15 protein-coding genes and 1 tRNA gene are annotated in these 12,499 nt (G+C 28.8%); 10 read left to right on the top strand and 6 right to left on the bottom strand.

The genetic code is table 4. The features are described from left to right. Positions 1 to 167: 167 nt before the first annotated feature. Both gltX and EXC51_RS00900 read left to right on the top strand, forming a co-directional pair. A complete protein-coding gene (gene gltX / locus EXC51_RS00905; protein ID WP_129620102.1) occupies positions 168 to 1,586 on the top strand; it encodes a glutamate--tRNA ligase in 1,419 nt (472 codons plus the stop codon). Beyond that, positions 1,576 to 1,980, top strand: a complete 405-nt coding sequence (locus EXC51_RS00900; protein WP_129620101.1) for a hypothetical protein — start codon at positions 1,576 to 1,578, stop codon at positions 1,978 to 1,980. Before gltX ends, EXC51_RS00900 begins: the two co-directional genes overlap by 11 nt. Positions 1,981 to 2,021: 41 nt before the next feature. Here EXC51_RS00900 and EXC51_RS00895 read toward each other — a convergent pair whose 3' ends face one another. Genes EXC51_RS00895 through gmk form a run of 5 tightly spaced genes read right to left on the bottom strand, consistent with a single transcriptional unit; the run spans position 2,022 to position 5,895 of the window. After that, complete coding sequence (locus EXC51_RS00895) at positions 2,022 to 2,687, bottom strand: ribulose-phosphate 3-epimerase (RefSeq protein ID WP_129620100.1); 666 nt, start codon at positions 2,685 to 2,687, stop codon at positions 2,022 to 2,024. After that, positions 2,687 to 3,532 (bottom strand): ribosome small subunit-dependent GTPase A, encoded by an 846-nt coding sequence (rsgA, locus tag EXC51_RS00890; protein ID WP_129620099.1) that lies wholly within the window; start codon positions 3,530 to 3,532, stop codon positions 2,687 to 2,689. The genes EXC51_RS00895 and rsgA overlap by 1 nt, the downstream gene beginning before the upstream one ends. Positions 3,533 to 3,550: 18 nt before the next feature. Beyond that, on the bottom strand, positions 3,551 to 4,552 hold the full coding sequence (locus EXC51_RS00885) for a serine/threonine-protein kinase (protein ID WP_129620098.1): 1,002 nt from the start codon (positions 4,550 to 4,552) through the stop codon (positions 3,551 to 3,553). After that, entirely contained in the window at positions 4,539 to 5,300 is a 762-nt protein-coding gene (locus tag EXC51_RS00880) for a PP2C family protein-serine/threonine phosphatase (RefSeq protein ID WP_129620097.1), read from the bottom strand. Before EXC51_RS00880 ends, EXC51_RS00885 begins: the two co-directional genes overlap by 14 nt. Then, on the bottom strand, positions 5,293 to 5,895 hold the full coding sequence (gene gmk, locus EXC51_RS00875) for a guanylate kinase (protein ID WP_129620096.1): 603 nt from the start codon (positions 5,893 to 5,895) through the stop codon (positions 5,293 to 5,295). Before gmk ends, EXC51_RS00880 begins: the two co-directional genes overlap by 8 nt. A 237-nt stretch (positions 5,896 to 6,132) precedes the next feature. Here gmk and EXC51_RS00870 point away from each other — a divergent pair. The 4 genes from EXC51_RS00870 (at position 6,133) to EXC51_RS00855 (ending at position 8,788) form a co-directional block, all read left to right on the top strand. After that, positions 6,133 to 6,217: transfer RNA gene (locus tag EXC51_RS00870), tRNA-Leu, on the top strand. A gap of 1,267 nt (positions 6,218 to 7,484) precedes the next feature. After that, a complete protein-coding gene (locus EXC51_RS00865) occupies positions 7,485 to 8,225 on the top strand; it encodes a hypothetical protein (protein ID WP_129620095.1) in 741 nt (246 codons plus the stop codon). A gap of 28 nt (positions 8,226 to 8,253) precedes the next feature. Then, entirely contained in the window at positions 8,254 to 8,598 is a 345-nt protein-coding gene (locus EXC51_RS00860; RefSeq protein ID WP_129620094.1) for a coiled-coil domain-containing protein, read from the top strand. Further along, on the top strand, positions 8,591 to 8,788 hold the full coding sequence (locus EXC51_RS00855; protein WP_129620093.1) for a hypothetical protein: 198 nt from the start codon (positions 8,591 to 8,593) through the stop codon (positions 8,786 to 8,788). Before EXC51_RS00860 ends, EXC51_RS00855 begins: the two co-directional genes overlap by 8 nt. 161 nt (positions 8,789 to 8,949) lie before the next feature. On the opposite strand, the gene EXC51_RS00850 is transcribed toward EXC51_RS00855, so the two are convergent. Then, on the bottom strand, positions 8,950 to 10,578 hold the full coding sequence (locus EXC51_RS00850; RefSeq protein WP_129619975.1) for an IS1634 family transposase: 1,629 nt from the start codon (positions 10,576 to 10,578) through the stop codon (positions 8,950 to 8,952). 143 nt (positions 10,579 to 10,721) lie between these two features. Between EXC51_RS00850 and EXC51_RS00845 the strand changes: the two genes are divergently transcribed. The 4 genes from EXC51_RS00845 to EXC51_RS00830 are packed head-to-tail and all read left to right on the top strand — an operon-like array spanning position 10,722 to position 12,390. Further along, positions 10,722 to 11,021 (top strand): hypothetical protein, encoded by a 300-nt coding sequence (locus tag EXC51_RS00845; protein ID WP_129620092.1) that lies wholly within the window; start codon positions 10,722 to 10,724, stop codon positions 11,019 to 11,021. Beyond that, positions 11,009 to 11,299: a hypothetical protein gene (locus EXC51_RS00840; RefSeq protein WP_129620091.1), complete on the top strand. Its 291-nt coding sequence runs from the start codon at positions 11,009 to 11,011 to the stop codon at positions 11,297 to 11,299. Before EXC51_RS00845 ends, EXC51_RS00840 begins: the two co-directional genes overlap by 13 nt. Next, positions 11,292 to 12,020, top strand: a complete 729-nt coding sequence (locus EXC51_RS00835; protein ID WP_129620090.1) for a class I SAM-dependent methyltransferase — start codon at positions 11,292 to 11,294, stop codon at positions 12,018 to 12,020. Before EXC51_RS00840 ends, EXC51_RS00835 begins: the two co-directional genes overlap by 8 nt. Beyond that, positions 12,013 to 12,390 (top strand): hypothetical protein, encoded by a 378-nt coding sequence (locus EXC51_RS00830; protein WP_129620089.1) that lies wholly within the window; start codon positions 12,013 to 12,015, stop codon positions 12,388 to 12,390. The genes EXC51_RS00835 and EXC51_RS00830 overlap by 8 nt, the downstream gene beginning before the upstream one ends. Positions 12,391 to 12,499 lie beyond the last annotated feature (109 nt).

Below are 12,499 nucleotides of genomic sequence, written 5' to 3'. Positions count from 1 at the left end.
AATTTTTTAAATATAAAAAAAGCCATAAAAGGGCTTCAAAAAAAGTGATTGCAGAAAGCATCACACTAATATTTATTATAAAACTTTTTGCAAGTTTTTTTAATTCAAAATTAAAAAACATTATAATATTATTACTTTTTATGGAAATATGAAAAAAGAGGTTTTTTATGAAGAAAATAAGAACACGCTACGCACCTAGTCCAACTGGTTATTTACACATCGGAGGAGCTAGAACCGCACTTTTTTGTTATCTTTTTGCTAAACATTTTGGTGGTGATTTCATTTTTAGATTAGAAGATACAGATGTTAAAAGAAATGTGGAAAAAGGGGAAGAGAGTCAATTAAACAACTTAGCTTGATTAGGGATTGTTCCTGATGAATCTCCTTATAAACCAAATCCAAAACACGGAAATTATCGTCAAAGTGAAAAATTGGATATTTATAGAAAAATTGCTAATGAATTAATCCAAAAAGGTTTTGCTTACAAAGCTTATGATAATTCAGAAGAACTTGAAGCTAAAAAAAGCGAAAGTGATGCTAAAGGTATTCCAAGTTTTAGATATGATAGAAACTGATTAAAAATTAGTGAAGAAGAAAAACAAAGAAGAGATGCTAATGGTGAATACTCAATTAGATTTTCAATGCCTGATAATGAAATTTATAAATGAGATGATATTGTTAGAGGTGAAATTTCATTTAACTCAAGTGATTTAGGTGATTGAGTTATTTACAAATCTGATGGATATCCAACATATAACTTTGCTGTTGTTGTAGATGATCATGACATGGAAATTTCACACGTACTCCGTGGTGAAGAGCATATCGGAAATACACCAAAACAATTAGCTATTTACAAAGCTTTAAATTGAGAAGCTCCACAATTTGGACACTTAACAATCATTACTAATATGGAAGGTAAAAAGCTTTCAAAACGTGATTTAACATTAAAACAATTTATTGAAGATTACAAAAATGAAGGTTATGTTCCTGAAGCTATTTTTAACTTCTTAGCTCTTTTAGGGTGAACATCTAGTGATGCACAAGAAGTTATGGATCACAAAACTTTAATCAATAAATTCGATCCTGAAAGATTAAGCAAATCGCCATCTAAATTTGATATCGGCAAAATGAATTGATTCTCAAAACAATACATGAAAAACCAAAATAACAGCATTATTGCAAGCAATTTAAAAGTGGAAGAGTTAAATTTAGATTCAGAGTGATTAAACTTATTTATTGATACTTTTAAACAAAGTGCTGTAACTTATAGTGAAATTAGATCTCATTTAAATCAATATTTAAATCCTGTTGTTGCTAAAGTTCAATTCGAAGAAAAAGACTTAAATGTAATTATGACTTTTAAAGTTCTTCTTGAAGAATTAATTACTAATAATGAATTTGAAGTTGAAAAAATACAAGCAATGATTAACTTAACACAAGAAAAAACAGGTGCAAAAGGAAAAAACTTATTTATGCCAATTAGATTGATGGCTACAAATGCTGAACATGGTCCTGAACTTGCAAAAGCAATTTATCTTTTTGGTGATAAAGTAGTTGCAGAAAGGTTAAAGCAATATGACAATTAAATTTCGCTCAAAAAGACAAGGTCCTAATGAATTAGAACCTCAATTTATTGAATTTAAATCTAAAGTGGAAATTGCTACAGATGGAGAAAGAACTGTTTATGATTTTGTCGAGCCATCTAACTCAATCCGTAATGTAATTGAACTTGAAAGTGATTCTGTTTCGATTTTCGCAGGACCTACAACTGTTTTTCTTGAATATCAAAAAGAAAAACCAAATTGATTTGTACTTCAAACACCAGATGGACAAAAAGGTGAATTTGAATTCTTTACTTTTTTAGAAGAATATTTTAGAAGCGAAAATAAAAGCGTTATTCAATACAGATTATATTCAAAAGAAAATGGTCAAGAAGCCCTTATCGGAAACTTTGAATTAACTCTTGAAATCGAACAATAGATAATTGAAAATCCGAAGCTTAAATAGCTCGGATTTTTCTTTTATTTTGCAAATTTACCTAAAATAGAATCAATTGTAGCTTTAGTAGGATTTTTCACTAAAAACGTTCCAGCTACACAAGCGTCAGCACCTGCTGCAAAGCAAAGTGGGCCAGTGGTATCATTGATTCCACCATCAACTTGGATTAAAAATTCGTATCCATGTTTGTTTCTTTCTTCTCTTAAGTTTTTAATTTTGTCAATTGAAGTTTCGATGAATTTTTGCCCACCTTTACCTGGTTCTACTGACATAACTAAAACAAGTGTTAATTTAGATAAAAAAGATTTAATAGCTTCTACTGGGGTATTAGGTTTAATTGCAAGTCCAATTTTGAATTCGTGTTGATTTTCGTTTAAAAATTCTTCGAATCTTTCTAAATCATCCTCAATTGCTTCATAGTGAAATGTTACTATATCAACGTGATTCTTAACACTTTCAAAATATTCATAAGGCTCAACAACCATTAAGTGAGCATCTTTGATGTGAGCAAGCCCGTGTTGATTAATATTTTCTATTTCTTTGATTTTGATGGCTGTATTTGGCACAAATTCACCATCCATAATATCATAGTGAATTCATCTAATTCCTTCATTAACAAGTGTATTAGCCATTTTTAGACGATTTTCAGGTTCGACATTTAATAAGCTTGGGGTAACATATTTTGCCATTATTTTACCTTCTCTTTCAATTCATTTTGCATCTTAAGATAATTTTCATATCTTAATATAGTAATTATACTCTCTTCTACTTTTTGTTTAATTGCACAATCTTTTAATTTTTCATTTATGTGCAAGCATGATCTATATTTACACATAGGTGCATATTTTTTAAAAAGATCAAAGCTACGGCTAAGTGCAAAAGCATCCATATCTAAATTTAAAGAGCTAAAACCAGGAGTATCAACTAAATATCCTTCATTAAAAGGAATGATTTGAACTACCCTTGTAGTATGTTTTCCTCTTCCTAAGGCTTTAGAAATGGTTTGAGTTTGGTAATTGCTATTGCTTAAATTATTTAAAGTTGTTGTTTTTCCAACTCCTGATTGCCCCATAAATACTGAGTATTTATCTTTAAAAAGCCCTTTTAGGTTTTTAACTTCGTCGTTATTATTGTTAATTAAATACACATCATAATTCATGCTTTTGTAATATGTAAATCATTTATGACTTTCAAGTTCATCTAAATCAGATTTAGTAAAAAATAAAATTGGCTTAATGTTTTTACCTTCAATAATTGCTAAATATTTATCAATTAAATAGGGTTGAAAATTCGGTTCTTTAATTGACATGCATACTATCATTTGATCAATATTAGCTACTTTAGGTCTAACAAATTCATTTTCACGTGGATAAACTTCTTGAAGCATTCCATTTTCAAATTCTACATTATCACCAACAAGTGGTACAACTTGCATATGTCTTAATTTACCAGCAGCAGGGAGTGTAATTAAGTTGTTATTTTCGTCATTAATTAAATATTGTCCTGCTACAATTGAAAATATTTTTCCTTTCATTTTTCTCCTTAATTGAGCTTAATTATAAAGCGCTAACACTACAAAAGATAGGATGATTAAAACAATAATAACAGCTATAGCACTAATTAAAAAAGCTTTTGAATTAACAATGTCTACTCAAGTTTTTTTTGGTTTTGTTGTTTTTGCGTTAATTGGTTTTTCGAGCATTCTTTTTGAAGAAAGGCAAGTTTTTAAATCTATTTGCATCTCTCATGCACTTTGATACCTTTTACTTGGATCTTTTGCGGTAGCTTTTAACATAATATTGACTACTGATTGCGGAACTTCCCTTTGCTGACGCACTTCTAAAATATTTGGAAACTTATCGTTTTTATGCATCAAAATAGTATCAGATTCACTTTTGCCTTCAAAAGGATATTTGCCAGCAAGGGTTTCATAAAGAATAATTCCAATTGAATAAATATCAACTGTTTTGTTAATAGGTTTGCTTTTATCTAAATATTCAGGAGCTGCATAATATGAGCTACATACAATTGAATTTGCTTTAGTAATTCTTTGTGAATTGTTTGTAAGTGAAATTCCTAAGTCAATGATCTTAATTTTTTGTTCATCATTAACCAAAATGTTATGGCTTTTAATATCGCGGTGAATGATTCCAAGAGCATGAAGCTCACCAATTCCTTCTAAAATTTGTCGAATATAATTAACTGCAAGTCTAGAAGTGAGATATCCATTTTCATGGATAATGTCATATAAAGTTTTTCCCTTAACGTATTCCATTATGTAATATTGCTCGTATTCATCTTGATAATCTTCAACATAATAAGGGATGTGTTTTGATTTAACTTGCTTGATGATGTTAATTTCTTCACTAAAACGCTTTTGGTTATCTTGATTATGATCTAAATGTCTATATTTAAGGGCAAAAAGTTCTTTTTCATTTTCAAGCTTGCTTACTAAAAAAACAGTCCCCATTCCGCCATTGCCTAAAATACGAATGATTTTGTATTTTTTAAATACTTTTGAATTTGGAATTAATGCAATTTTAGTTTTGTTCATTATTTACTCCAAAATCAGCAACAATGCAACTTATGTTATCGTTAGAATTATTGTTTTTCGCTTCATTAATCAACTGCGAAACGTTTTCTTTAGGTGTTTTTTTAGCAATAAGAATATTTTTAATTTGCTCATTATCTAAAACACCGTGAATTCCATCGCTTGATAAAAGCAGCTTAGAAATTTTTTGATAATTGTTGCTATTGAGTTCAATAATATCAAGAGTGGTTTTCATATTTGGGCCAATACAACTGGTTAAATGCATACTATTTGAATTTAAAAATGCATCTTCAGGTTTAGTTCCAAGTTCAATTAGTAAATTAGCATAATTTTGATCGTTTGTAATTTGTTTAAGAACATTATTATCAAAAAGAATGTAAGCACGACTATCACCAACGTTAAAAATGGTAATACGCTTAATCGTAGGCATAATAATAGCACCAGTGAGTGTTGTGCCCATTTTCATATATTCAAAATTATCTTTAGCCATTTGCTTAAATTTTTCTTTAAGACTTTCAATAGCATTTGAAATTCATATGTTTATATCTAAAACTGAGTTAATTCTAAAGTCAGTTTCAAAGTAGCTTCCAAAATGTTCAACTGCAGTTTCAGCTGCTACATTTCCGTGTTTTTCACCTCCAATACCATCGCATAATAAAAGTAAAAAGGCATTTTCACTTTTGAAAACACCTATTCTATCATCATTTTTTGCTCTTTTTCCGGTTATTGAAATTTTGGCAAATTTAATCATTTATTCCAAGCTCCTTATGAAGAATTTCTCTAATTTTATTAGCAGCATTTTCAGGAATATCATTAACAATAATGTATTTAAAAATGTTAGATTCTGAAATTTCTTCTTCAGCTTTGGCTAAACGAATTTTCAAGTTTTCTTTATTTTCAGTACCTCTACCAATAATTCTGCTTCTTAATTCTTCAATTGAAGGAGGCGCCAAAAAGATTGTAATTAAATTATATTTATCAGGGTGATCTTGTCCTAATTTTTGAATAACTTGTCTTGCACCATGTGTTTCAATTTCAAGCATTGGTACTTTATTTTTTTTGTGAATTTTGTCAAGTTCTGAATAAAGAGTTCCGTAATAATTACCTAAATGATAAGAAAATTCTAAAAATTTGCGTGACTTAATTTTGTCTCTAAAGACATCTTTATCAATGAAGTAATAATGAATTCCATTTAACTCACCATCTCTAGGTTTTCTTGTTGTCGCAGAACAAGAAAGCGATAAGTTTAACTCATCGAATTCAAACAGTAAACGCTCTACTGTACCCTTACCAACTCCTGAAGGACCAGTAAAAATAATAATAGGTTCTTTTCTTTCTTTATTCATATTTAAATATTATTATAGCATTTTTTATTTTATTTAAAAAACTCTTATTTTTCATTGCATATTTTTGCAAAATAATCACTTTTGGAAGATTTATAATTTTTTCACTTCTTATTTTAAGCAAATTAATGTATGATTTTAAACGCACAAAAAATAAACATTAATTTGCTAATGTGATTTTTTACAAAAAAATATTTTTGGATTTTCTAAAAATGGTGTTATAATATTTTTACCTAAATTGCCCGAGTGGTGAAATTGGCAGACACGCTAGACTAAGGATCTAGTGGAGCAATCCGTGCAGGTTCAAATCCTGTCTTGGGCACCAGAGTTGAGCTTAAGCTCATTTTTTTATACCCTTTTTTTAAAAATGATAAAATAAAAAACTTGCGTTTCCCAGTTGTAATAAAAAACGAATACACCTACAAATAATGCCTATTCGTTTTTTATTACAACTGGGAAACGCAGGAAATTAGATTGAAAACACCCCAACAGCATTAAGGTGTTATTATTTCTAATTAACCTTCTGTCCACTTTTGGTGCCCACTTTATTTCTTTTTGTTTAGAATTTTAACAAGAAGCAACAAATGCCACAGGAATTAATCTCAAACCTGAAATTGATGCAATTTTTAAAAAAGTTTTTTTCATAATTTCATAATAATTAATATACAATTGTTATTTATATATATATATATTGGACACTTTAATACTATTAAAACCATTAACGTATTAAGTAAAAATATATAAAACCCTTTTCAAATATAGACAAACAAACAAAGCAAAGATATAGGAAGACGCGTAAGTGCGAAAGAACGAAGCGAACTAGTTTTGTCGTAAGCAAACTAGGAGCATAGTGATAGAGTACTGGAGTGTCTGAACTATTTCACTCCTTTGCTTTGTTTGTTTGTAAATTTTAAAAATGTATTTACTTATCTAATTAAATGATAATACAAAAATATAAAAATTTATACATTTATTTAATTTATAAATGGTAATAGAACTCTCGCATAAGGGTAAGGGAATATATATTATACCCTTTAGGGGTATATATATTCCCACCCTGCGAGTTCTACCATATGAAAGAAAAGAAAAAGAAAAACCAACAAAAGAAAAAGAAAAGAGCAAGGGGAGGTAATATGTCCCCTTTTGCTTACCTTTGACCAGTGCAAAAATTCCAGGATTTAAAAAAATAATTTTGCTTTTTGGAAAATTTGTGCTATCATTTTATCGTATCGATTGAATAACCCCCGCAAGTTCAAGCGACTAAATACATATTTTTAAAAAATTAAATTGCTATTAAAGCAATAAAATAAAACTTTATTAAACCAAATACAAAAATATTAGTTTTTATTAATTGAATTTCATTTATCGAAATAAAGTTTTATTTATTAAACTTATGTATAGTTCCAAACTTAGCGGGTTAGTTCAAAACTAACTCGCTTTTTATTCATTATTTAATCAATACAAAAAGATATAAAAAAAAGACCGCCGGACACCCCACGCGTATCCAACGGCTTAATAATGATAACATAAAAACAATTATTAACCAAATAAAAAAATTTACGTATTAGGGTTCTGGTGGCGAAAGGCTACAAATGAGACACTCATTAGAACAATTAAAACAAGAATATTTAAACACAATTAAAAACCCAGGTACTCAGCAATCTTATAAAAGTATTTTAAATAAGATAGATACCTTAGACATTCAAAAGTTAAGCACCCTTTTAATTCAAATTAAAAAGGAGCGTAAAAATAATTATGCTGCTTTATCTTATAGAGTGGTAAAGCAATTTCTCCGGTTTGTAGAAGATTTAGAAAAAACAAATTTACAAGTTTCTAAACTAACAAACATAAAAGTAGAAAAAGAAATAAAAACAGCATTAACAGATCACCAAATGAATTTAATTTACGACATTGCTAAAAATTCAAGAGACCAAAAATTTTGTTTCTTTCTTGCTTTTATGCGTGAGAATGTTTGCCGTATTTCGGAAGCTATAAAAGTTATTAACGACGTAGATAAATGAGAAACCAAAAACGGAGAGACTACACAAATTAACCAAGCAAACAAAAACGGGAATTATAGAGTTTTTAGAATACCAAGCGAATGAGAAGACAAATGAAAAACTTTTGTTCCTTTTGTAAAAGAAACCATTCAAAAACAACTCACCAGATTTAGCTCATATTTAAAAAGAGAATGAGCACAAGAATTAGACGGGGTAAGTTTAAAATCTCACGACTATAGAACTGCGGGGGGTTACTGCTCTTTTTACAAATGGGACAAGTTTAGAAGACATTGCACTAGTAACAGGTCACAAAAGTCTCGGGGTGCTTCGTAATACTTACGTTAATACAGATAGAGACTACATGCTTTCCCTTTTAAATGTAGCAAATACCGGAGCATTTAAACACCTTAGAGAAGCAGAAGCAAATAAAGAACTTAAGAAATTAAAAAGAGAGCATATGAAACTCGAAAAAAGAGCACAGGGTAATTATGACCAACTTAAAAAAATTTCTACTAATTACACAAAAGTAAAAACTCAACTTATTGAAACAAAGGAAGAAAATAAAAAACTTAAAAACGAAATAAAAGAACTTACCGAATACATTTCAATTATTTTAGAAGCATACAACCCAGAAGATAAAGAGACTGTAATGCTTGATAAATTAAAACAATTAAATCAATTTATTAAAGGAGCTAAAAATGTTTAATATCGTTATGCCTATTTTTGTAAGCTGCATCCTTGTAGCTATTTTAGCGGTGGGGGTCGCGTTTGCTTTCTTTAGAGCTTACACATTAGCAAAAGAAAGAGAAACCGAAGAATTCGAAAAACGTTTATTCATGAGAGAAAGACATTTAAAAAGAATAAAAGAAATGGGACTAAAAAATGAAAGAAACTAGACCCGTAGCTAAGCACCTTACTGAATGCCTTAATTTTAAAAAGGGAATTAAATATAACTTAATAGCTTTCCTGAGTTTCCAAGTTGAGACACTATAAAAAACGAATACAGCTATAAATAAGGTGTATTCGTTTTTTTACATTTAAAATTACACACATAGAATTAACTCATACATGCGATGAAATCTTTATAAATTTTTATATTTTCTTTGTGGTTTTCATCCAAATCATTAATTATTTCTTGTACCACTTTTCCATTTACTTCTTTTTTTGTTATAGTCATCATTCTTAATGAATCCACAAATAAATCTAACGTCACTTTTTGTATTTCTCCATTGATTTCATAATATTTCTTTAATTTATAAAGACAGTATTTTAAAACAACAAGAGCAATGAAACATAATAAAAGATGTGCAAGTATATGCTGTTCATTATGAACAAAAACAGGTCTAACTTGTAAAGAAGATTTTAATGTTCTGAAATTTTCTTCTACTTTTCATTGTTTTCTGTAAATTTCATTAGCTTTTTCTGGTGTTAAATCTAGAATATTGGTTTCAATAATGTAAAAACCATCTTCAGATTCTTTTTTCTTAATTTTCTCTCAATTTAATTTACCCACTGTTTTGCCATCAATGTCCATATATTTCTTTTTATATTCTGGAACTAAAGAACTAAGTGGCAGTTCTCCATTTACAGTTTTCTTATTCAATTTATCAATAAAATTATTTCTTTTTAATTTATCTAAAGTCTTTTTCCCAGGACTGAAAAACACACATCATTTTCTGTATTTACCATTAAATCTATTTTTATTTCAAACAGATTCAACAATTTGTTCTTTTCAAAACATTTCATCTCTAAAAACATAATGTTTGTCTTCAAGAATGAATTTTTTCATCCCAATACTTAATGTATCTAATCTTTTTTGGAATATATATTTAATTCCTTTTTGTTCTAGGAAACGTAAGTTTGCGTTGTTATTTATTCCACGATCTGCAACTATTGTAATATCCTTTATTTTATAGATTGATTGAAGTTCTAAAACGAAGGATAACATTGTTTTACCATCAGCCGTGTTACCTGGGAAAACTTTATAGTGTATTGGTATTCCGTTTTCGTCTACAGCCATTGCTATGACTACTTGATCTTCATTGTGTTTTCCGTCTTTTGAAAAACCGTTTTTTCTCATCCCTTCTCTTGTAAAGCTTTCAAAATAAACTGTTGTGTTATCGAAGTGAATAACTTTATTATTGCGATTTGTAAATTCATTTATTTTTTGAAATAAATTGACTAAAACAGAGTTCTTATTTTCAAAAATAACATCAAGATAGTTATATATTGATGATTTTTTAACATTAATATCATTTATAAAATCGCTTTTATTTTTATATTGTGACATATAGCTTCTTGGAAGGATAATTCTAGTTGCTATGAAAAATTCCAAAACCTCTTCTAACGATTTATGTTTACTTTTTGGCAATACTGAAAATAAATCTAATTCTTTAATAACTTTATAAATTAAATCAACTCCAATATTTTGGATACTTGTTTTTACAGAAGTGGGTTTTAATAATTTAAAAAATTCTTCTTTTGCAATAGCTTTATCTAAAGATGTATCTACTTTTTTTGCTATTTCTTTCATATCTTCAATTGAAGATAATCCATACTTTTCTTTGATATCTTCTCAGTATCCTAGACCAACCTGATTTCCATAACCTTTTTTAAAACCTTTAGAAATAGCTAAAACTAAATAATATTTTCCATTTTGTTTTTTCTTGCATAAACTGTAACTCATGCTCTTATTATATCATTTTATGTGTGTAATGTAAGTAAAAAAACATTTTTTTCTTTAGGTCATATATCTTTGATATATGTATAAAAAATAAGCCTAAAAAATAGGCTCAACTTGGAAACTCAGGAAAGAAATGGGACTAAAAAATGAAAGAAACTAGACCCGTAGCTAAGCACCTTACTGAATGCCTTAATTTTAAAAAGGGAATTAAATATAACTTAATAGCTTTCGCTCACGACTTTTTAAAAATTGAATCATTTGACGGGACTATTGTAGAAGGTCGATTAGTTCCGGAGTGAGAACTAGATGCAAGGAAAAGAATTTGAGTTTTATTATCATCTAACTCAGAAACTCGAAAAACCTGACTCACAAAAAAGAACGTTAAAAAAATTTATTTAATGCACGGGTGTTATTTGGACGGAAAGGACATACAATGAGAAGACTAAAAGAAAACAAAAATTTAATAAATGAAAAAGACTTTTTGGATTTTATTTTTGAAGCGATAAAAGTCAAGTTCTGAGACGGAGAAGAAAAAGAAGGTTTTTTGGTAGAGACTACCACAGACCTTCCATACTCTGATATTATCGCAAGGTATATGCTTATCCCTTTTAGATGAGATAAAAACAAAATGCAGACAGTCTTTGCGTGAAAAATGGTTAAAGAGATAACTCATTTAAATTCTAATAAAGTGTATTTAAGAGAGCAAGGAGTACCAAATGAGTAAGTTAGTTATTTGGGGACTTTTTGACGATGCTAATAGATGCTATTATGAAAGTTTAAAGAATGACTATGAAGTTTATAGCATTGGAATAAATAAGAAAAGTGAAAGCAATTACCACCAAATAAATTTATCCATTTTAAATAATGACCTTTTTAATCAATTAAATAAATTGCCTAAACCGGACATCATTCTAGCATCCCCACCGTGTAACAGTTGAAGCAAAGCGGACACGAATACCATATTCGTAGATAGCATTAACATAGAAAACGATAAAGCAAGTTTTCAATTTAAGACCTTTAACTTTTACGAGAAGCATAATGAAGCAACAAGCAAAAACAAAAGAAGAGACCCCGTAGCAAAAGCAAAATTATTTTTAAATGGTTTTGCTACTGCTCTTTCTACTATCGAAATAATAAAGCATTATAAACCTAAATACTTTGCAATTGAAAACCCTTACGGGAGCAACATTTGAAAAGTTTTAGATTTCTTTAATTTTAAAAATAAGCATTTTAGTAATAAAACAATGTACAGCAATTACGATAGTGATTTTTCTAATAAACCCACTATCTTTTTATCTAATTGCGAATTATCTTTAAAGTGAGAGAAAAACAAAGAAAAAGGAAAGAACCTTAACACTTTTTCACGTAAAGAAAGAAGCAACATACCAAAGCAATTAATCAAAGACATAATCTTACAATTTGAAAAGGATTTAAAAAATGAATAACCAAGACCAAGAAAAAGATTTGATATGAATGTGCTATTCTAGAGAGCACAGGTTTAAAATGTTTCAAAGTGATGAAAACTTTAAAGAATTCGGGTTTCTTGTAGATATAAAAAACTTTGATAATTATCTTGTCCCTTATTGTTCTTTTATTTGTTTTTTAAAAGACCAAAAATGAAAATCCAATACAAGCTATGACCTACAAGTAATACAAATAATAAAAAAATGAAAACCTTATAGAGTTAAGGATCACCCTTTGCTCTATGCTAGGTACCAAGGAATGGCGCTTAATAATAATTTTTGAAAATTCCCTGTCCAAATAAAAATCACAGAAATGACCCCAGAATGAACAGAATACAAAGCAAAAGCATAACACTTTTATTGATTACCTACTTTAAAGAAATAGAAACGGGGTTTTTACGCACGAAAAAGGGTAAGGGGTACAAATATTCCACCCAATGAAAAGACCTAGCAAAAACAGC

This window comes from Mycoplasmopsis gallinacea (assembly GCF_900660495.1).
Classification (GTDB): Bacteria; Bacillota_I; Bacilli_A; order Mycoplasmatales; family Metamycoplasmataceae; genus Mycoplasmopsis; species Mycoplasmopsis gallinacea.
Note: the sequence above shows the minus strand (reverse complement) of the source record. Positions and strands in the feature narration are given on the sequence as shown.